This window comes from Sunxiuqinia dokdonensis, from assembly GCF_001270965.1.
Classification (GTDB): domain Bacteria; phylum Bacteroidota; class Bacteroidia; order Bacteroidales; family Prolixibacteraceae; genus Sunxiuqinia; species Sunxiuqinia dokdonensis.
Window position 1 is genome coordinate 21,947 of the sequence record NZ_LGIA01000149.1, and the last position, 21,724, is coordinate 43,670.

16 protein-coding genes are annotated in these 21,724 nt (G+C 46.7%); 12 read left to right on the forward strand and 4 right to left on the reverse strand.

The window, feature by feature from the left end:
- Positions 1 to 12: 12 nt before the first annotated feature.
- The 3 genes from NC99_RS09670 (at position 13) to NC99_RS22445 (ending at position 5,425) form a co-directional block, all read left to right on the forward strand.
- On the forward strand, positions 13 to 651 hold the full coding sequence (locus NC99_RS09670) for a hypothetical protein (RefSeq protein WP_157624750.1): 639 nt from the start codon (positions 13 to 15) through the stop codon (positions 649 to 651).
- A 52-nt stretch (positions 652 to 703) separates the two neighbouring features.
- Complete coding sequence (locus NC99_RS09675) at positions 704 to 1,972, forward strand: Gfo/Idh/MocA family oxidoreductase (RefSeq protein WP_053182970.1); 1,269 nt, start codon at positions 704 to 706, stop codon at positions 1,970 to 1,972.
- Positions 1,973 to 2,044: 72 nt separating this feature from the next.
- Complete coding sequence (locus NC99_RS22445) at positions 2,045 to 5,425, forward strand: DUF1080 domain-containing protein (RefSeq protein ID WP_053182973.1); 3,381 nt, start codon at positions 2,045 to 2,047, stop codon at positions 5,423 to 5,425.
- A gap of 191 nt (positions 5,426 to 5,616) precedes the next feature.
- Here the strand turns inward: NC99_RS22445 and NC99_RS22450 are convergent, their stop codons facing one another.
- The gene (locus NC99_RS22450; protein ID WP_053182977.1) at positions 5,617 to 8,184 is read right to left on the reverse strand and encodes a TlpA family protein disulfide reductase; all 2,568 of its coding nucleotides are present in this window, start codon (positions 8,182 to 8,184) and stop codon (positions 5,617 to 5,619) included.
- A 189-nt stretch (positions 8,185 to 8,373) separates the two neighbouring features.
- The gene (locus tag NC99_RS09690) at positions 8,374 to 8,814 is read right to left on the reverse strand and encodes a DUF4395 domain-containing protein (RefSeq protein WP_053182980.1); all 441 of its coding nucleotides are present in this window, start codon (positions 8,812 to 8,814) and stop codon (positions 8,374 to 8,376) included.
- A gap of 362 nt (positions 8,815 to 9,176) precedes the next feature.
- Between NC99_RS09690 and NC99_RS09695 the strand changes: the two genes are divergently transcribed.
- From NC99_RS09695 to NC99_RS09735, 9 genes are all read left to right on the forward strand, one after another.
- Complete coding sequence (locus NC99_RS09695) at positions 9,177 to 11,270, forward strand: alpha-galactosidase (RefSeq protein WP_053182984.1); 2,094 nt, start codon at positions 9,177 to 9,179, stop codon at positions 11,268 to 11,270.
- 155 nt (positions 11,271 to 11,425) lie between these two features.
- Complete coding sequence (locus NC99_RS09700) at positions 11,426 to 11,866, forward strand: PaaI family thioesterase (RefSeq protein ID WP_053182987.1); 441 nt, start codon at positions 11,426 to 11,428, stop codon at positions 11,864 to 11,866.
- A complete protein-coding gene (locus tag NC99_RS09705) occupies positions 11,853 to 12,968 on the forward strand; it encodes an isochorismate synthase (RefSeq protein ID WP_053182989.1) in 1,116 nt (371 codons plus the stop codon). The genes NC99_RS09700 and NC99_RS09705 overlap by 14 nt, the downstream gene beginning before the upstream one ends.
- On the forward strand, positions 12,965 to 14,668 hold the full coding sequence (menD, locus tag NC99_RS09710) for a 2-succinyl-5-enolpyruvyl-6-hydroxy-3-cyclohexene-1-carboxylic-acid synthase (RefSeq protein WP_053182993.1): 1,704 nt from the start codon (positions 12,965 to 12,967) through the stop codon (positions 14,666 to 14,668). The genes NC99_RS09705 and menD overlap by 4 nt, the downstream gene beginning before the upstream one ends.
- A complete protein-coding gene (gene menB, locus NC99_RS09715) occupies positions 14,665 to 15,489 on the forward strand; it encodes a 1,4-dihydroxy-2-naphthoyl-CoA synthase (protein ID WP_053182996.1) in 825 nt (274 codons plus the stop codon). The genes menD and menB overlap by 4 nt, the downstream gene beginning before the upstream one ends.
- A gap of 56 nt (positions 15,490 to 15,545) precedes the next feature.
- Positions 15,546 to 16,457: a 1,4-dihydroxy-2-naphthoate polyprenyltransferase gene (locus NC99_RS09720; RefSeq protein WP_053182999.1), complete on the forward strand. Its 912-nt coding sequence runs from the start codon at positions 15,546 to 15,548 to the stop codon at positions 16,455 to 16,457.
- Positions 16,454 to 17,518 carry an o-succinylbenzoate synthase gene (gene menC, locus NC99_RS09725; protein WP_053183002.1) on the forward strand — a complete coding sequence of 355 codons (1,065 nt, stop codon included), beginning with the start codon at positions 16,454 to 16,456 and terminating at the stop codon, positions 17,516 to 17,518. The genes NC99_RS09720 and menC overlap by 4 nt, the downstream gene beginning before the upstream one ends.
- A gap of 3 nt (positions 17,519 to 17,521) precedes the next feature.
- Positions 17,522 to 18,607 carry an AMP-binding protein gene (locus NC99_RS09730; RefSeq protein WP_082326406.1) on the forward strand — a complete coding sequence of 362 codons (1,086 nt, stop codon included), beginning with the start codon at positions 17,522 to 17,524 and terminating at the stop codon, positions 18,605 to 18,607.
- 63 nt (positions 18,608 to 18,670) lie between these two features.
- Positions 18,671 to 19,450, forward strand: coding sequence for an energy transducer TonB (locus NC99_RS09735; protein ID WP_053183006.1), 780 nt, complete (start codon positions 18,671 to 18,673; stop codon positions 19,448 to 19,450).
- A 133-nt stretch (positions 19,451 to 19,583) separates the two neighbouring features.
- Here the strand turns inward: NC99_RS09735 and NC99_RS09740 are convergent, their stop codons facing one another.
- Together NC99_RS09740 and NC99_RS09745 are read right to left on the reverse strand one after the other, a co-directional pair.
- Positions 19,584 to 21,176: a M56 family metallopeptidase gene (locus tag NC99_RS09740; protein WP_053183008.1), complete on the reverse strand. Its 1,593-nt coding sequence runs from the start codon at positions 21,174 to 21,176 to the stop codon at positions 19,584 to 19,586.
- Positions 21,177 to 21,179: 3 nt separating this feature from the next.
- A complete protein-coding gene (locus NC99_RS09745; protein ID WP_239684430.1) occupies positions 21,180 to 21,566 on the reverse strand; it encodes a BlaI/MecI/CopY family transcriptional regulator in 387 nt (128 codons plus the stop codon).
- Positions 21,567 to 21,724: the final 158 nt, after the last annotated feature.

Here is a 21,724-nt window from a genome sequence, read left to right on the forward strand (position 1 = left end):
TACCACTAAGAATTGGAAGCTACCGCCTGGAACTGCTCCATACCATCCAGAATTGCAAGCTACCGCCTGGAATTGCTCCATACCATCCGGAATTGGAAGCTTCCGCCTGGAATTGCTCCATACCGTCCAGAACTGGAAGCTACCACCTGGTTTTGCAACAAGACCATCCAGAATCGCAAGCTACCGCCTGGAATTGCAACAAGACCACCCGGAATTGGAAGCTACCGCCCAGATTTGGAACAAGACCATCAGGAATTGGAAGCTACCGCCCGGATTTACGAGAAGACCGAGTTTCTTCCATTTCTGAGTGGTTTTCTCCTATTCCGGAACAGGCTCGCAACAGTCAAACGAGCGAAGCAGATCATTCCATATCGAAGTTTCAATCCCGGGCCGTCGCGAACGGAATGGGATCAGACGGCAAAGAATCGAAACGTTTTCTCTGGGATCAAGCTGCAGCTGCCTGAGAAAAAGCAAGATCAAATACAATTTAAACCTGATGCATCTGTATTTTTTTCCCCTATTACCCCCTTTATTACCCCTGCTATTATACCGCAAGTTGTTTCTTTGTCTAAACAATTGAGTAAATTGAACACGACTAAGGTCACGGACCTGTTTGATATTTTCGGTTTCGCTTCTATCACAAATTGTTAAAGACTCGAAACATGACACTAAATAATTCGCACGACTTAAATCAATTGATACAATGAACAACAAAATGAATCCACGCCGCGACTTCCTGAAAAAATCATTGATTGCGGCTGCCGGGGTTACGATTATCCCGAGGCATGTGATGGGCGGAAACGGTTTTCTTGCGCCAAGTGACCAACTGACCAAAGCCATTATTGGGGTTGGAGGAATGGGTAAAGGACACATCAACTACGAAGGCACCCGATTGCTCGCCGTTTGTGATGTCGACAAAAATCACTTGAAAGACACGCTCAGCATGGTCAATTCTGAAGTGCAGGGTTACCACGATTTTCGTGAAGTGCTGCAACGTCCCGACATCGACATCGTACACATTGCCACACCACCCCATTGGCACGGCATCATGTCGGTCATGGCAGCGCAGGCTGGCAAAGATGTTTGGTGCGAAAAACCCATGACCCGTACCATTGGAGAAGGTAAGCGGGTGGTAGAGGCCATCAACGCCACCGGAAAAATGTTCCGCCTAAACACCTGGTTCCGTTTCAAAGACAATTTCTACGGATTGGGAACACCTGTAAAACCGTTGAAGAAGGCTGTTGAAAGTGGCGTATTGGGTTGGCCCTTGAAAGTCACCATCAGCGGAGTCACCGGCTTCAACTGGAAATTCTATTGGGTAGGGAAAACAAACCTGCAACCGCAGCCTGTGCCGGAACAACTGGACTACGATCTGTGGTTGGGACCAGCACCCGAAAAACCTTACAACGCGCACCGGGTACATCAAACCTTCCGCGGATACTGGGATTACGATGGCGGCGGCCTGGGCGACATGGGACAGCACTACATTGACCCGGTTCAATATTTTCTGGGGAAAGACAACACCAGCCCGGTGAAAGTAGAAGTGGACGCACCACAGCAACACGACGATGCCATTGGCACCTGGCGCAAAATTACCTACACCTACGACGATGGTTGCCAAATCATTTTGGATGGTGAGAACAAGGATAAAAACGCCGCCTACATTGAAGGTCCCAACGGAAAAATCTTCAACGGATTCAAATCTGATATTCCAAACTTGCAGGCACTGATTGACACCATGCCCGATCCGGAACCACAAATCACCACCTTCAGCGAGTCGGTTCGTACACGCAAAAAATTCGCGCTAAACGAAGAAAACGGGCACCGCTCAGCAACCATTGTCAACATGGGTATCGTCGCGCTTCGCCTGGGCCGAACCCTCGAATTTGATCCGGTCAATCAGGTATTTATTAACGATGATGAAGCCAACCGCTTAATCAACCAGCCCATGCGTGGTGAATGGCAGATTTGAGTGGAAAAGCAAATCATACCAAAGTCAATTCAATAGCAATCATTTAGTTTTCAAACGAAATTTCAAAAAGAAATGAATCACTTCAAGAATATACTGACAACGCTTCTGATCAGCTTGTTGCTTCTTCCTGCTTTTGCGCAGGACAGGCGGACGCTGGAAACCAAAGTCGCCGATATTTTGGCGCGCTTCCCGGCCGAAAACAGCCAGGAAACAACCAAATTAAGTCAGCAAATCATTGAGCTGGGAGCCGAGGGAATCGCCAACTTTTGCGACCTGATTGTACCTCCCGGAGCGGGTGACGACACCCAGGCGCGTTATGCCATCACCAGTCTGGCTAAATGGCCGGGCTCGAACGATAAGGCCTTGATCGAGCAAAGCCTGATCAAGGCGCTTGACAAAGCTTCGGACAGCGAAGTAAAAGCTTTTTTCCTGCGGCAACTCGCTTACTTCGGACAAACAGCCACCGTTCAAGCCGCGGCCAGCTATCTGGACGACGAAACACTGGCTACTCCGGCCATCGCCACGCTGACGAGCATCGGCTCCAACGAAGCCGCCGAAGCCATCCTTCAGGCTGCAAAAACAAAAACTGGCAACCAGCAAGTTGCGTTCATCAAAGCCTTGGGCACATTAAGCTACCAGCCCGCTGAGTCCTATTTGCTTTCGTTGGCCGAATCTGCTGACGGAGAAGCGCTCAAGCAGACTTATGCTGCTTTGGCGCGCATCGGTGGCGAAGCTTCCGCCAAAACATTCAGCAAGGCTGCCAAGCAGGTTTCCTTTGCTGCCGATGAAGCCGAAACCATGCTTTCGTACCTGGCATACGCCGAAAACCTGGGACAAAACGGAAACAGCAAGTTAAGCAACAAACTGGCAGCTACTGCGCTGAAGAAATTCACCAGCAGTGACCAACTGCATTACCGCTCGGCAGCACTGCAAATTTTGCGGGCCAACCAAGGCCAAGATGCACTGAAACTCCTGTCGAAAGAATTTGACCATGCCGATAAAACCTACCGCATGGCTGTCCTTCGTTTGGCAAAAAATGGACTGAATGAACAAGAAGTCAATCACTGGGTGAAACAATTCCCCAAGTATTCGGCAGAACAACAAGCCGAATTGCTTTACTTTTTGGCGCACCGCCCCGAGGCAGCCGTGTACACCCAGGTGATTCAGCCCGCACTGAAATCGGCCAATCCTGCCGTTCGTCAGGAAGCCATCCGCGCGCTGGCCATCAATCAACAGGAAAAAGCCATCCCCGGATTGCTCGAACAATTGAAAGAAGCCACCAGCGAAACCGATCTGTCCGTAGTTAAACAAGCCCTGCTCACCGCAACATCTCAGGATGCTCGCGACCAAGTGGCAGCGCAACTGGATGGTGCCGAATCCGAAGTACAAGTGGTTCTGATCGAAATCCTGGCTGCTCGCCGCGCTCAGACTTACTTTAGCCAAATTGAAGCGCTTTGCTCCAGTTCCAGCAATCAGGTCAGCCAGGCGGCCTATCAAGCGCTTTCGCGTGTGGCCCAAACCGAAAACACCGCGGCTCTGCTGGAATTGTTGCAAAAGAGCTCATCAGCAAACGAAACACAAGCCGTTCAACAAGCACTCATCGAACTGTATCGCCAGGCAGATGCTCCGGCAGCTAGCTTGGTTTTGACAGCAATGAAAAAAGGCGATCAGACCGAAAAACTGGTTCCGATTCTGCCCTACCTCAACGATCAGGATGCCCTGGAAAGCGTAGTTTTACTGCTGAATGACGGGAACCCATCGGAGCAGCAAGCCGCTTTTACGGCCCTGACCAACTGGTCTGACGCATCGGCACTGCCCGCTTTGTTCGAAGTTTACAGCGCCCCGTCGAAATCCGAATTCAAACAAAAAGCCCTGGCTGCCTACCTGAAGTTAAGCCAGCAGGCGAATGCCCCGGCCGACCAAAAATTGCTGTGGCTTGATAAGATCATGAGTGAATGCACCACCGACAGCGAAAAGCAACAAGTCATTCGTGCAGCAGGAAACGTGAAGACCTTCCTGTCGCTGGTATTTGTTGCCAACTACTTAAACGAGGAAGCCTTAAGCGCCGTTGCAGCTCAATCGGCCATGAAAATTGCGCTGCCGACTCCTGGTGAGCAGGATGGATTGACCGGAACTTTTGTCCGCGAAACCCTGCACCAGGTGAAAGCCAAAATTTCGGGTGCCGACAGCCAGTATTTCAAAATTGATATTCAGGAATACCTGGACAACATGCCGCAGGAAGCAGGTTATGTTTCTATGTTCAACGGAAAAGACCTGACCGGCTGGCAAGGGCTGGTGCAAAACCCGATTGCCCGTGCAAAAATGTCGGACAAAAAGCTGGCTGCCGAACAAGCCAAAGCTGACAAAAAAATGCACGAAAACTGGTCGGTACAAAATGGAATGATTGTTTTTGATGGAAAAGGCGACAACCTATGCACAAAGAAAATGTACGGCGATTTTGAGATGCTGGTTGACTGGCGAATCACCAAAGAAGGTGACTCCGGAATTTACCTTCGCGGAACGCCGCAAGTTCAAATCTGGGACACGTCCCTGGTTCAGGTGGGTGCACAAGTCGGCTCAGGTGGTTTGTACAACAATCAGAAACACGAAAGCAAACCGCTGGTGGTCGCCGATAATCCTGTTGGCGAATGGAACACCTTCCGTATTAAAATGGTGGGTGACAAGGTAACCGTTCACCTGAATGGCGTTTTGGTTGTGGATCATGTGACCATGGAAAATTATTGGGACCGCTCCATGCCCATTTTCCCGAAAGAAGCCATCGAATTGCAGGCGCACGGCAACGATTTGGCCTTCCGCAACCTGTACGTCCGGGAGTTGAATGTCGAAGTTCCAAGCCTGAGCGAGGCCGAAAAAGCCGAAGGATTTGTGTCGCTGTTCAACGGCAAAAACCTGGACAACTGGGTCGGCAATAAAACCGACTACCGGGCCGAAGATGGTGTATTGGTTGTTCGTCCGGCTGAAGGAGGCCACGGAAACCTCTACACCGAAAAAGACTATTCGAACTTTATTTTCCGCTTTGAATTTCAACTGACACCAGGCGCCAACAACGGGCTGGGGATTCACGCGCCGCTGGAAGGTGACGCCGCCTATGTCGGAAAAGAGTTGCAAATTCTGGATAATACCGCGCCCATTTATGCCAATCTGAAGCCCTACCAATATCATGGTTCGGTTTACGGTATTATTGCCGCCAAACGTGGATTCCTGAAGCCCGTTGGCGAATGGAACTCACAGGAAGTGATGGTCAACGGCGATGACATTAAAATTACGTTGAACGGCGAAGTCATTCTGGAAGGGAACATGAAAGAAGCCAGCAAGAATGGAACAGCCGATAAAAAAGACCACCCGGGCCTGGATCGGAATACCGGCCGAATCGGCTTTCTGGGGCACGGATCAGACTTGAAATTCCGCAACATCCGTGTAAAGGAATTGTAACAACAGACAACCAACGAACAACTAATAAATCAAGCGTCTCCGGCATTAGGCCGGGGGCGCTTTTTTTTTCTGATGACTCCATCGCCATATCGAAGCAAGAGTAGAAACGGCTAGTTCTTCAGCTTATCCGGAAAACACATAGGCATAAAAAAACCGGCCAAAGCCGGTTCCTTAATTATATAGATCAAAAGCTATTCATTCACATGCTTCATCAGCATCGCCTTCAATTCCGAATTTTGAAGGTGAGGCAAATGTGGATTGATCACATTCCCGTTTTTGCCGACCAAGGTATAATGCGGAATCCCGGATATTTTGAATTTGTCACTCAAAATATTCCATTCATCTTCCGACACCCGGTAATGTTCGCCACTGATACTTGGAATCATGTTATCGTACGTTCCTTTTGGCGAACTTTGATTGGTAATGTAAACAAAAGCCACATTTTCATCTTTCATCTCCTCTTTCAGCGGCTTAATTCGTTCGATACCCGACCGGCAGGGACCACACCAGGTTGCCCAAAAATCAACATAAACCACTTTTCCTTTGTATTTCTTCATGATGGACTCAAAAATATCGTCACCCTCGTTTTCAGGAACGTCATTGATTTGTGCTACTGCTAGCTTCTTGTTCTCCTCAATTTTCGCCTTCGTAGCATCATTCATCAAAGCAATATAACTGGCAATAAACGGTGTGTTGATTTGCGCTTGCATTTCTTTTAACTTTTCATCAGAAACAGGCGTCATTTCAGAAACGATCGGACGGCAGTAATCCTGAGAAAGCATGATATCGGTTGCTAAGCCCGGCTGAATACCCAAAACAGTTTGGATCTGTTTATTGCGGGTTTCAATCCTTCTTTTTGCGAAGAGCTCATTGACAAAAGCACGATGATCATCGTGAAAGGTCCTTACTGAACCGCCGACTTCCGATTGTAGTCGATGCACCTTAGCCATCAATGGTTCTTTGTTGAAGGCTTTTAATGCAACAAGATAGGCCTGATCCTCCTCAGTCAACTCAATATGCTGTTCTGCCAAATAGGCTTCCATCATCTCTGGAGTTACCCGTTTGCCACGATTCTCCTGATAGAAATGCTTCAGCGTGTCCTCATGATTTTCCCGGAAAGCTTGAGCTTGCTCCTTGTATTTTTCCTGGAACTCTTTTTGAAGTTCATCATATTCTGTGGAACTGACTTCTTCCTGTAGCAAGGCTAATTTTTCCTCGTCGGCGGTAAACTGATAACCTGTCTTTCTCAACTCCTTAATAATATCGAGTGTCGTCAACCCAACGTTTGATCCATCGTCTCTCAAAACATCTGAATACATCAGCCGGTTGATGAAAAAATAGTACTCCGCAGTCATCACCCCCAATGGATTATTGGCAAAATCGTTGGTTAAAAAGTCGTAGTAACTACTATCCGGCTTTTCGGGTTTAAAGTCAATTTGCCATTGATCGTTTGGGATCTTGTTTTCCTGCCTCCAGGCTGAAACCTTCTGCATCGTATAGCTTAAAAGTCTTTCCGCATTCCGGTAGTCGAACTCCAGACTTTTAACCTGTTTTGCTCTGGCACTCAACGGATATTCTTTTCCGTGTTTGGCCAACTCTTCATAGTCGCGTTGTTGCAGATCGTCACACCACGCCTTATATTCTTGGGGTGAAAAATCCAGTATTCTTGCCCGCATTTCATCGTAATTAAAACTTCGGATGTCCTTCAGCCGATGTAAATCCGTATTGATCCGGGCACAATCGCCCATAAACAAGACTGGATTTTGCGAGTTGTTGTCAAAAAGCTGAAAAGTTGTTTTACCCGGCTCAAGAAAAATGGTACCATAAAAAAATGGCAAGCGAACCAGGACATTCTGTGCATTGCAATTTGGGAATTTCGCCTCAAAACTACCGTCATCCGCAATCCTGATTAGGTGGGAAATCTGTTGGCCCACAACCGCATTATTCACATAAACCATACCGGTGCGCTGTGCATACCGAGGGCTAAAGTTCCGAATGTAACCACGATAAGTGACTGTATCCACTTGAAAAACTGATGATTCAAACAAGTCCTCATCAGCCGGAATGGCTGATTCATCCGGCCGGTTTGAATAAGCTGTCATTGAAGACGGCGATTCACCGATCATGCAAATTGAGTCGCTAACCAGCCGGGCGTAAACATCCTTCTTCATTGCGTCTCTTTTCAGCTCAATTTTAGCTATTCCATCTTTTTCTGAATAAGAACCATACTTCCACACCTGGCTATTGTAAATGGCAACCGAGTCAAACAGGCTGATTTCCCACTGCGCATTTTCGCTCCGAAACCAGCTTCCACTCAGCTTTTCGGGAAGAATAGACTGGAATAATTCGGGCTTGAGCTGGATGTCATAGATAAACCAGGTACCGCCTTCGTTTCCCTCACCATAGTCGATTTTGGCAACTGACTCATCAATCTTGGGAAACACCAGTTTGTAGCTCACTTCGCCCGATTCGGGCATGGTGAACTGCTCGTTCACCGGAATGCCATCGGCAGAAACGATAAACAATTTTTCTTTTGATCCAACCGGCTGAATAAAAGATTGGTCAGGGATAGAAATCCAGTTTCCTGGAGTGTAGCGAACATGAAACCAGAGTATCGTCTCGCTATCAAGGACTTCAACTTTATTAAGTTTTACATTGGAAGCAGTGCTCATCCCGATTTTGGGATTCTCGACAATAGTTTGGGCGAAAGTAAAAACACCCATGACCAGGGAAAAGGCCAGGAGGAAGATTCGTTTCATCAAAAATGTTTTAAAGGTTGATAATGGTTTACAAAAATTCAATTTTGAAACAATTTATGACATTTAGACGAAAGCTTCATAATTCTCCAGCCAGTTTAATATTATTTAACATCTATTGGATATATGAGCAAAAAAAAAACCGGCATAAGCCGGTTTCCGAGATAAAACTATTCAATGTTGGGTTGAATATTAATTCTTATAGAATGGAAGCACCAAATAACTGTAGATGGTACAGCCTGCACAAAAGGCAAACGCAAATTCCAATCCTGCGAAAAACACAAGAACCCCAGCGATTACCACAGCGGCGGTGTTCAGCTGGGCAGCAAATAAAACCGCAAAAGCCAGCGACATGACAAATCCCATCCGCGCTGCAAAAATCTTTGGCGCCTTATCAATTGGTTTTGCAGGCAAGTTGAGCATCTGGGTCATCCAATAGGCCACACAGCTCAGCGGACTAAATTTGATTTTGGTGAAGGCCCGGATAAAAAAATCGGCGGCCACAAAAGCCATCACCACTAACGAATCCAATGCAAAAGCCAAGACCACCGCAACAATCACCAGCAGGGCTGTAATCCTTGGCACTTGTTCGTTGATTCGCTCGTTTGAAATGGGGCAAAATAAATTCTTCATATCCACTTTCCTTTCCTCAAATACCGCTGTTAAAATGCGGCAGAACTAGTTTCGGACAAACATATCTTTTTGTTCTTGATTATTTGAAATCATTCTAAATAACAACAAGAAGACTTAATGGTTTCTTTACATTCGCACAAAAAAAACCACTCAAACTCACAACAAAATGATTTCACAAACGCTTTACTAGGAAATCAAAACATCGTATACAGGAATTTCGAAACATTTTATACAACATCTTTCCATATAAATCGCTCGTATGCAAAGAGATTCAAAGCGATTGAAGTTTTGGTGTAATGTGTAGGAGTACTGTTAAAAGTTGTTAAATTTACATCCAATCTAACGAATCAAGAACGACGTGTATGACCAAGAACACCATTGAAAGAAGAAATTTTCTAAAATTGGTAGGTACTGGAATTGGCTCATTATTAACCCTCCCCTATTACTCAAGCGCATTGGGGGAAACCAGCACAGTAAATCGTAATCGGTTTAAAATAGGAAAACCCCAATGGATCCTGCACAATGACGGCACATTTGATTTGATTGCCGGAAGTATGCACCTAAGAAACTGCCGCCCCACCATTGACGGACAAAGCATTTTTGTTCGCAACACGTTCATGGGCGATTCGCCAAAAGGCAAGCGTATTATTTATGAGCTCGACCGTGGTTTTGTGATGCTGGACCTGAAAATAAACTCCGGCTCCATTTCCATCGGTGCCGAACTCAGTGGCATGTCGCGGGCGCCTTATTGGTTTTGTCCGTTGGGCGAAGCAGTTGTCAACGGAGTAAAACAGTATTTCAAACAAGGTCAAGGTTTTGGAGGCCCATCCGGCTTATACGAGTTTCAAGAGCCATCGGCTCAGGAGTTTGGCAATCAACCCGGCGAACAGGCCTGGGCGTACGATTCCTATTTGGTAACCGGCCTCATCTCGGCCGAACAAGAAACGCTGGCCATTGGAACATACGAACACAGCGATTTTATTCAGAAAAGCACCTTCTACAACCGCCCACATCGCCGGGGACTGTCGGACCGCTACCCCGATGTTGAGCAGATTTTGTTTGAAACCGGCTTTGTCACCGAAAATATTCCGTTAAAAGACGACTTCATCAAGCTTCCGGATATTTATATTTTCTTTGGAAATAAACCTTACGAAACCCTGCAACACCTGGCCTGGAATATTTCGGAGCAAATGGGTGCACGAAAAGATACGAAGACCAGCTATCACTGGGACTCATTTAACGAATTTGAACACGATTTCAGCCACGAGAAGTTGACCGAACTGTTGACCACCCTGGACACCATTGACCCACCCATCATGCTGGATACCATTCTGATCAACGACGGCTATTGCGTTCACGGCGACTGGCTCGATTATACCGACAACTGGCCCAGAGGACTGGAACCCGCTGCACGCGACATCTTTCAGCGGCAGTACCGGGCCGGCGTTTGGATAGCCCCGTTTATGGTCAGCGAGGAAAGTAAAATCTTCAAACGACACAAAAACTGGCTGATACGCGATCTGAATGGCGAACCCATTCTAGAGTGGGAGTTTCCGGAGGGAAAACACTACGCTTTGGACGGCAGTCACCCCGACGTTCAGCGCTATATTCAAAAAGTATTTCGGGCCTACCGAAAAATGGGGTTCACTTTCTACAAAACCGACTTTATGGATTGGGGCTTAAAACCCACCGTCGGCATCGACCGATATGACAAAACAAAATCATCAGTTCAGATATTTACCGAAGTGCTCAACATTATCCGCGAAGAGATTGGCGCCGGAAGTTTCTGGATCACCGGAACTGCACCGTATGCTCATATGATTGGCTATGTTGACGCCATGCGTGTAGCCAATAGCCTCAACTGCCAATGGACCGAACAAGGTGTCGGTAACATGCTGCAGGAAAGTTACAACACCCAATATTTCAACAATGTATTTTGGCAAAATGACCTGGATGTTATCTCGTTACGCAACGAAAATTGCCAACTGACCGCGACCGAAAAAACCAGCTTGGCCAACTGGATTGGTATCATGGGGGGCGTAGTGAGCACCTCGGATCGTTTTTCGACCCTCACCGACGAGCAACTGGACCTCTGGCGATTGCTAATACCACAGGAGCGTCCGCAAAGCGCCACACTCCCGCTGTGGGGCGACAATCACCAGTGCAAGCTTGTGCTTCGGCGTTACCGGTCGCCACGTGGTTGGGGACTGCTGATTTTAAACGATACCGAGCAAACGGTAACGGAAACCTTTGTTTTTTCAGAAATCAACGAAGAGAACAACAACTGGGTTTATGAATGGAAACTGGGCGAAAGCGTTGATTTGGGCAACCTCAGTCAAATTACTTTGACCCTTCAGAAACACGAATCAAAATTGTTTTATCTGACCAACGGGAACGATGCCCCATCCGAAGATTTAACGATTAGCGGGCTTCGACTGAAAAAAGTTTACCGTTAAGACAATTTCCAGCTTCCAAGCCGGATAATTTTAACCGGCTGAGTCAAAAGCGATCAGGAAAATGATGCTGACGCCCGGAACCTTTCATGGGAAAAGAACCTGTTTTTATTCGAAACTAAACCTTATTTTAGAGGCTTATTTTTGAATGAACAATTATGGATCTTAGCAAACTGAATATCAACACACCGCTTGAAATTATTAACCAAGCCACCCAAGCCGGATTAATTGGAAGTCTCGGAATCGAAATCACTAAAATTGGTGACGGAACCGTTGAAGGCAGTATGGAACTGTCGGAAAAGAATTGCCGCCCCGATGGCATTTTGCATGGCGGGGCCAACCTGGCTCTGGCCGAAAGCCTTGCCGGACTGGGCAGCATGCTGATGGTCGACATGAACGAATTTGACGTTCTGGGAATCCAGGTAAACGGAAGCCACACCGGTGTGCTCAGGAGCGGGAAGGCCCTGGCGGTTGCAAAAATTTTGCATCCCGGAAACCAGACCCACATTTGGAATGTTGATGTTAGAAATGAAGATGGACGCCTGATTTCAACCATTCGGGTAACCAATATGATTGTGAAACGGAATGACAGAGACTGAAAACCTTGCCTTATTTCTGGATAAGCTGATCGAAAAAAATTGTTCGTTTGCGGTATGGTCCATGCCCGGAAGCCAAACGCCGGAAATACTAATCACCGATAAGAAAGATTTGATCTACCCTGATCAATTCAACAAACTGAATGGACAGGAAGGTTTTGTTTTTGCGCCTTACCAAATTCATGCAGAAACTCCGCTGGTGTTACTCAAACCCGGCATCGTAAAAAAAGGCTTCGAAGAAATCCTCCAAATCGACCTGAATGAAATTGAACACAGCCAACAGCGCAGACCGTCGGAAACGCAACGCCTGATCATAGAAAAAGAAGCCTATTTATCGGATGTTGAGAAAACCATTACCGAGATTAAAACAAGCAAGCTTTCGAAAGTCATTGTTTCGCGATTAATCCCGCAGGCCCGAAAATCCGAGTCAATCGGCAAACTCTACCTGCAACTGTTTCAACAAACGCCCAATGCGTTTGTCTACCTGGTGAATTTGCCCAAAGCAGGCTTATGGATGGGCGCAACCCCCGAGGTATTGCTCAAATCGGAAGGCAAAACGCTCGAAACCGTGTCGCTGGCCGGCACCCAAACACGCCGAACCGATTCGGATTACAGCTGGCACACCAAGGAAATTGAGGAACAAGCATTTGTGTCACGCTACCTGCTTGATGTCTTTTATCACTTCAATATTCATCCTTACACCACACAAGGGCCCGAAACGCTTGAAAGTGGCAAAGTGGCACACCTGATGACCAGCTTCCGCTTCTCGACAAAAAAACTGGCACACAAGCTGGGCGATTTTTTGGCCGAATTACATCCGACACCGGCAGTTTGTGGATATCCAAAGTCGAAAGCTGCCAAATTTATCACTAAAATCGAAAAGCACGACCGCCGATATTACACCGGATATTTAGGCCCTTGGCGAATGAATGATTCCATAAGTTTATTTGTAAATTTACGCTGCATGGAAATTATGCCCGACCAATACATTCTTTATTCGGGCGGCGGCATTACGGCTCGTTCAGTACCGGAAGAAGAATGGGAAGAAACCAACAAAAAAGCAGGTACCTTGTTATCGGCCATTGAAGCTGTTCAAAACACATGATTTCAACAAAAAAACACATCCAGCAACTGGCGAGCATTTTACTGGCCAAAGGCATTGACGACATCATCATTTCGCCGGGATCGCGCAATGGCCCGCTCACCCACACCTTTGCCGGCAGCGGTTTGTTCAACTGCCGGAGCATTGTCGATGAGCGCAGCGCTGCCTATTTTGCGCTGGGCCTGGCGCAAGCCAAACAAAAGCCGGTGGCCATCGTTTGCAGCTCAGGCACGGCCACGCTAAATTACGCGCCCGCAGTAGCCGAAGCGTTTTACCTCAACATCCCACTGATCGTGCTCACCGCCGATCGTCCCGATTATTGGATTGACCAAGCCGAAAGCCAGTGCATCCGCCAGGAAAATATTTACACGAACTTCATCCGGAAAGAAATCAGCCTGCCTTTGGGCGAGTCCGAAAACGAACTGTGGTTTGCCGCCCGCGAAATCAACACCTGCCTGAACCTGGCCGTGTCCGAAACGCCGGCACCGGTGCACATCAACGTTCCGTTGGAGGAACCCCTGCATGAATTGCTGGATGAAAAGCTGTCCGCTGTAAAAGTGATTCAGCAAGCACAACCACAAATGAATCTGGCTGAATCAGAGTTGACGCAACTGTCTTCGATGTTCAACGAAGCTGAAAAAGTATTGATACTGGCTGGTCAGCAAATCCCTAATCCGGGCCTGGAAAACCTGTTGAGCGAACTGGTTGAAAGAACAGGGGCCGTGATTTTAAAAGAACACCTGGCCAACCTTTACGATCCCGGCTTTTGCAGCAGCATCGATACGCTGATGGCTGCCCTGCTCGAAGATCAGATGGATGACTTTCAACCGGATTTGCTGATCAGTTTTGGAGGACAATTTGTATCGAAATCGCTGAAACAATTTCTGCGGAAACACAAACCCGCCAACCACTGGCACCTGAGTTTGTCAGGCCAACATTTCGACACCTACCAGTCGCTGACCAACGTTATTCGACAGGAAGCAGGCGACTTTTTCGAGCAACTAACACCCAGACTCGAAACAAAAGAAAAAAACTTCCTCAAACGCTGGAAAGACAAAGAACAACAAGTGAACCAGCAGCGTGATCAATTTATTGCGCAGACAGAATTTTCAGACTTGACGGTATTCGATGCCATCCGAAAAGCGATGCCACAAAACTCGGTCGTTCATTTGGGAAACAGCTCCCCCGTGAGGTATGCACTCATTTGCGATGCGGTAAACAACACGCACTACTTCGGGAACCGGGGCACTGCCGGTATTGATGGCTGCCTGTCAACAGCCGTGGGCTTTGCGTCCGAATCGGAAAAGCTCAACACCATCATTTTGGGCGACCTGTCGTTTTTTTACGACTCCAACGCCCTGTGGAACAAATACATTGGCAGCAACCTGCGTATTATTGTCATCAACAACCGGGGCGGCAATATATTTAGCTTGATCAAGGGCCCAAGGGAGTCACCCGCTTTTCACGAACACTTTTTCACCGAAAATAGATTCAAAGCCGAAGCGCTGGCCCGGGCTTTTGAGCTGGACTATTTCAAAGCTGAAAATGGACAAGAACTGGAATCAGCCTTAGCCGATTTTTCTTCACCCAAACAACAGCAAGCGGCAATATTGGAAGTTTTTACCAACGCCGAGGTGAACACGAAGGTGTTTCGGGAGTTGTTTAAACAGGTAAAGTCAAACAAAAAAAATAGGATACGATGAACACAACACGAAACTGGGAAACCATTAAAGAATACGAAGATATTTTCTTCGACTATTTCGACGGAATTGGAAAAATTACCATCAACCGCGAGCGCTACCGCAATGCGTTTCGCCCAACCACAGTGAACGAAATCAGCGAAGCCCTGCGCATCTGCCGCGAGCATCAGGATATCAATGTGGTGGTGCTGACCGGAGCCGGTGACAAAGCTTTTTGTGCCGGTGGCGACCAAACCGTGAAAGGTAAAGGCGGCTACATCGACAAAGATGGTATTCCACGCCTCAACATTCTGGAAGTTCAGAAACAAATTCGCAGCATGCCCAAACCGGTAATTGCCATGGTCAATGGTTTTGCCATTGGTGGCGGGCACGTGCTGCACGTGGTTTGCGACATCAGCATTGCCAGCGAAAATGCCATCTTCGGACAAACCGGCCCCAAAGTGGGTAGCTTCGATGCCGGGCTGGGTTCATCCTATTTGGCCAGCATTGTGGGGCAAAAGAAAGCCCGCGAAATCTGGTTCATGTGCCGACAGTATTCGGCCGCCGAAGCACTGGAAATGGGCTTGGTCAATAAAGTGGTGCCATTCGACCAACTGGAAGACGAAACCGTGGCCTGGGCGCAAAAAATGCAGGAACACAGTCCGCTGGCACTTCGCATGCTGAAACTCGGCCTCAACGCCGAACTCGATGGACAAATCGGAATTCAGGAATTCGCCGGAAATGCCACACTGCTTTACTATTTAACCGAAGAAGCACAAGAAGGGAAACATGCTTTTCTCGAAAAACGGAAGCCGGACTTTAAGAAATTTCCAAAATTTCCGTAAATCAGTTCAACAAACATCAAGCATCTAACGATCGAGAATCAAGTATCGAAAAACGTATGGCGACAACAAAAAGTTGGATTAAAGCAGCCCGGCCACGCACCCTGCCACTGGCCTTGTCGGGTATTATTATGGGATGCGGACTGGCCTGGTTTTACGGGGCAATTGATGCGCTGGTGAGCGTTTTGGCCATCATCACGGCAACCCTGATTCAGGTGTTTTCCAACTTTGCCAACGACTATGGCGACAGCCAAAAAGGCACCGACAATGAATTCCGGCTGGGGCCAACCCGCACCATGCAGAGCGGCGAAATCAGCCATTCAGAAATGAAAAAAGGGATGACCATCGTTGGTGGTTTGAGCTTCATTTTTGGCATTGGCCTGGTGTACGCCGGAACCTGGCACTTTTCCCATTCCGCCTTTTTTGGTTTTGTTGCGCTCGGTATTTTGTCGCTGCTGGCGGCGTTTTTTTATACAGCCGGCAAAAAGTCCTATGGCTATGTTGGCCTCGGCGATCTGGCCGTTTTCCTGTTTTTTGGCTTGCTGCCGGTGATTGGCGTTTTCTATTTGAATGCCAACTATTGGGAAACCGCCGTGATTCTACCAGCCATCAGCGTGGGTTTTTTCAGCACCGGCGTGCTGAACCTCAACAATATGCGCGACATTGAAAATGACCAACAGTCGGGAAAGATTACCCTGCCGGTACGAATGGGCGCACGTAACAGCCGGATTTATCACACCGCCATGATTCTGTGGGGTTGGGTTGCCACCGTGCTTTTCACCTTTCACCAACAGGAATCGGCCTGGCAATGGTTGTTTATGCTGACGCTTCCGCTCTTTCTGATTGACCTGAAAAAAATTCAGCGAACAAAAGATGCCCGCTCGCTCGATCCATTCCTGAAACGCTTATCCCTGTCAACCCTGGCCTTTACCTTGTTATTTTGTCTGGGATTAATTCTTGCGATTTCATGAAAGCCCGCTTTCAGAAATACGAGCTTCACTTTAAGCGGCCAGCCGGAACATCGCGTGGCGTGTACAACACTCGCCCTGTTTGGTTTTTATTTTTGACAGAAAATGGGCGGACTGGTATTGGCGAATGTGCACCGCTACCCGGGCTGAGTACAGAAACTCCCGCGCAGGTGGAACAAGCTTTAACCGAAATTTGTGCCAATCCGGAATCGTTTGTAGATGATTGGTCGAGGCTAAAAGATACTCCCTCCGTTCAGTTTGGACTGGAAACCGCTTGGTTGGATTTTCAAAACGGCGGAAAGCAGGAACTATTTCCGTCCGCATTTACTGAAGGAAAAAGCGGCATCCCCATAAACGGGCTGATTTGGATGGGCGAGCCTGACTTTATGAAAAGCCAGATTGATGAAAAGTTGGAAGCTGGCTACCATTGCCTCAAACTGAAAATCGGCGCCCTCAATTTTGAAAAAGAGTTGGAATTGTTGCAGGCCATTCGTGAAAAATATGCTGCCCGTGAAATCACCCTGCGGGTTGATGCCAACGGCGCTTTTCGACCAGACGAGGCCCTGGAAAAATTACAAGAGCTCGCCAAGCTGGACATCCACTCCATTGAGCAACCCATCGCTGCCGGCCAATTGGATGAAATGGCCGGACTATGCACCCAAACACCGCTGTCCATCGCGCTGGACGAAGAGCTGATCGGAATCAACAGCAGGATTGAAAAAGAGCAACTTATTGAGATGATTCAGCCGCAGTTTCTCATTCTGAAACCCAGCTTGCACGGGGGCCTTTCGGGATGCGACGAATGGATTGAATTGGCAAACAGTCGAAAAATTGGCTGGTGGATCACTTCGTATCTTGAATCGAATATTGGGCTCAATGCCATTGCACAGTGGGCATTCACCAAAAATGTGAGCATGCACCAGGGATTGGGAACCGGCCAGCTTTTCACCAACAATTTCGATTCGCCATTGGAAATCCGTGGAGAACAATTGTGGTTCAGTCCTGAAAAAAAGTTTGCTTTTCCTGAAGATCTGATCAATCGCAATCCCGAAAATTCAATCTAAAAATTGGCACTTCATCCGACACATATCACCTTGGACGGCAAGCACATTGAAGTCGAAACTTTGCTTCGGAAAACATCCGGATCATACGATTGGGAAAAATCCTGGCTCGATTTCTTAGCGGAATGGTACAACGTTCAGGATTTTATTGAAGTGCAAACATCGGGAAGCACCGGAGCGCCAAAAACCATTCGCCTGAACAAGACGTTTGTGGCAGCCAGTGCCCGGCGAACCATTCGCTTTTTTAACTTGAAAGAAAATGATCGTGTACTGCATTGCCTGCCTTCAAACTACATCGCAGGTAAATTAATGATTGTCCGGGCGTTGATCGGAAAACTGGATCTGCATGTAGTCGATCCCTCCACCGATTTTTCCTTTCTTACGCAGGAATCATTCAAATTTGCAGCGATGGTTCCCAACCAAGTCGGGAAATTGTTGGAATTTGTCCGCCAACCGGCAGATTGGAATCCCGACTTTGCCGGGACTCCCTTCGGTCGCTTGGAATTTCTGCTACTGGGCGGCTCTGCCATTCCGCAAAACTTAGTCAAAAAATTACAGGCCATTTCAACCGCTTGCTATTCGAGCTACGCGATGACCGAAACCGCGACCCACATTGCTTTGCGCAAACTGAACGGACCCGGTGCCAGCGAGTTTTACCATTGCCTGGACGACATTGAGGTGGAGCTTTCGAAAGCAGGCTGCCTGCGAATCAAGGTGCCTGGCCTGGAAAAACCGCTTCAAACCAATGATCTGGCTGAACTTCAAGATAAAAAAACCTTTCAAGTCCTTGGCCGCGCCGACAATGTCATTATTTCCGGAGGAATCAAATTTTCGCCTGAACAGTTGGAGAAAAAGCTGGAACCCTACATCAAACAGCCGTTTATGATATCGTGGCTTCCACACGAAATGCTGGGGCAGCAGCTGATTTTGCTTGTTGAAGGAAATCAATCAGCAGAAACAAATCAACAGCTTCAGCATATTTTTCAGCAGCAACTCGACAAGTTCGAGCGTCCCCGGAAGATCAGGTTCATTTCGAAGCTTCCGCGCACGCTCAATGGGAAAATCGACCGCAAATCTGTCAATCCAAGCTAGAATTGGAATACCTTTTGTCAGTAGAAAAGGATTTTAGCGAACATTATAAAAGACGACATCAAAATGAAAATACGTACCCTTTTAATATTGATGATTTTATTATTCGGTTTGGGCAACACTTCTCGAGCTGACAAGATTATACACAATGGCGTCACGTACGAACTGTATGGGTACCCGCTACAATTTAATTCAAGATTTACAGGATGGAAGATCAAACCGATTTTTGGTGAAGATGCAAATGATAAAGTGTTTGCCGCGTTTGATGCAGTGCCATATAACTGTACTTGGATCGTTCAAAATAATCACTTATACCTTCAATCAATTCGTGGCAAAAACGCAGCGGTAGACCTACAAGCTATATTTTCAGAAAATTTTGATAATGGGCTGGTACTTGCCGATTGGATAGACACTATACTTTATGCACCTTATGGAAAAATGCTTTGTAGTTGGGGTGTTTCACTTTTTGAATCCACATTTGAATATGAATTAGCATTTAAAATTTCCAAAGGAGAAGTTCTTTCAGTTGAGAAATGTGACAATACAAAAACTAAACCTTTAAAAGATGACAGGCATTTACAAGTACTCATTCAAAATAATATTAATTGGGAGAATCTGCCAAAATCTGATTCCATAAAAAGGAAGGTTTATGTTCAGGTTCTGTCTGCTGACAGTCTTGGGAAAATTGATAGCGTTAGGATTGTAAAAGGTGTGAATACATCATATGACAGAGAAGCAATTAGAGTTGTGAAATCAATTCCAGATTGGCCCGTTATTTATCGACATGGGAAAGTATTCAGTTTGTGGACACATCCGATTAATTTTGGCAAAAGAGATAAAAATTAGACAAGTACGTCCTGCTAACATTTATGTCTGGCTGTGGTTTCAGCGCTAATTTTAGTTTTTTAGCCCGCCCGATTTTTTCGTGTGCGGAGTGGAAACCGCCCTGCAAACCACAGCCAAACATATAATCTTTCCGTTAAAAATCCAACTCAATCGCGTAATTCACGGGCACTGCTTTTCCACGCTGTTTCCCGGGCGACCAATCTTTCATGCCGGCAACAATGGCTGTTCCCGCTTTCGCCGCAACGTCCGTTGTTTTTTTCAATACCTGCACATTCGTTACTTTGCCTGCAGCATTCACTGTAAAACCAATTGTCGCTTCCCCTGTCAATTTCTCACCCTCGAAAAACGAAAGTGCCTTCAACTCGGCCTGTTTCCCTTTCACATACTGCCTCAATCCATAATTGCCATCGGGGTAATGAGGCAATTCTTCCACCACAAAAAATACTTCTTTCTTTTCATCGCTGCTCACCGAAGGTGTGGGAGGTGGTGGTAGAGGTGGCGCAAGCTCTTCGCTAAGATCAATGCCAAACAAGGCTTTTTCCATCACAAATTTGTAGGTTGCCGTATCATCCTGTTCATCGATATTCACTTCGTTTACTTTGGTTTGATAGCCCACAAACGAAGCCACCAAGGCAAATTCGACGCCCGCCGGAACTTCCAGCTGAAATTTACCTTCCTGATCAGCAACTGTTCCGGTGGTGGTTCCTTTAATCACAATTGATGTGCCGGGCAGAGGATCCCCATTTTCGTCAACCACAATGCCCGAAATCGTTTTATTCTGATCTACTTTCATCGCATCAAAGCCATAAATTTTTATTTCCTTATCTGGCGACTGTTCCTTCACCTGATAGTCTGGTCTGGCAAAAGCAAACAGCAGTAAAGCCACGATTGGCACGGCCCACATCAATTTGTACTTCTTAATCTTCGGAGTCTTTCTTTTTGTCATCATTTTTAATCGGTTTGTGTTAAGGGCGAAGTTCAAATTATTTGTCATTCCAATAATCTGCATGCCCATTAACTGGTTTAAGAGAATCGCCTGGTACCGGCCAACGCTATGTCCTTGCTTAAGCACACCCCGATCGGCCAGGTACTCATGGTTTTGTTTAATAGATCGTTCAAAGAACCAAATAAATGGGTTGAACCAAAAGATGACTGTTAACAGTTCTATGAAAAGCAGGTCGAACCAGTGTTTCTCGCGAATGTGCACTTGTTCGTGAGCCAGAATTTCGGGCAGGTCGGCCTGTTTGTGAAATTTCGGATTGATAAAAATTAGGTGGAGAAAAGAAAACGGCAGCCCATACTTGTCATTCTCAACAAGCCGATGTTCTCCACGCGATTGAACACCGTTGCGGAAAACCAAAACGACAAGTGTAAGTGTTTGAATGAGTAGCCGGATTAAAAACAGAAGCGCTCCTGTAAAATACGCAATCAATACGATCTGCGCCCAACCAACAGCCTGGTTTGTGGTTGCGATTTCGGGATTAACCTGCCCATTTTTGAATGTGTCAGCCAAAGCATGAAATAGGTTGCTATCATTGGCCGTTTCAACCAAAACGGTATAGCGAAGCGGAAAAAGCGGGAGGCATACCGCCAAAATCAAGGCTGCTAAAAGATACCACCGATTGGCCGGGTAAAAGGTCTCATGGCGCAAAAATATCCAATAGACCGCATAGAAAAGAATGATTCCCAGCGACGCATGCATCAAAAAAGTAAACAGCGTTTCCATCGTTTAAAGCTTGTTATCCGTTTTATTGAGCTCACTTTCCGTAATTTTCAGCATCTCTTCGAGTTCGTCGATACTGAGGTTGTTTTCTTTGGCAAAAAAAGTAGCCATTTTGGGGAACGATCCATTGAAGTAGTTTTTCAACAAAGATGAGAATTGAAACTTGGTGTAGTCCTTTTTGCTAACCACCGGCGAAAACAGATTCGTATTGCCAATCTTCTTCCGATTGACGAACCCTTTCTTCTCCAATACCGACAGGACGGTGGCAACGGTGGTGTAAGCCGGCTTGGGCTCGTCAAACTGCTCCACCACATCTTTTACCACGGCTTCATTTAGTTTCCATACAAAATGCATCACTTGCTCTTCGGCTTTTGTCAGTTGCATCAGATTCATCAGATTCCTTTTTATATTTTACTACTACAAATATAGTAACACAAAATCAAAAACAAACTATTTTTATAGTAATATTTCTACAAGAATAGTAAATAAAATCACAACAAACTGAATATGTATTAATTAAGTCAAAACACAGTTCGTTTAAGTGAAAGAAG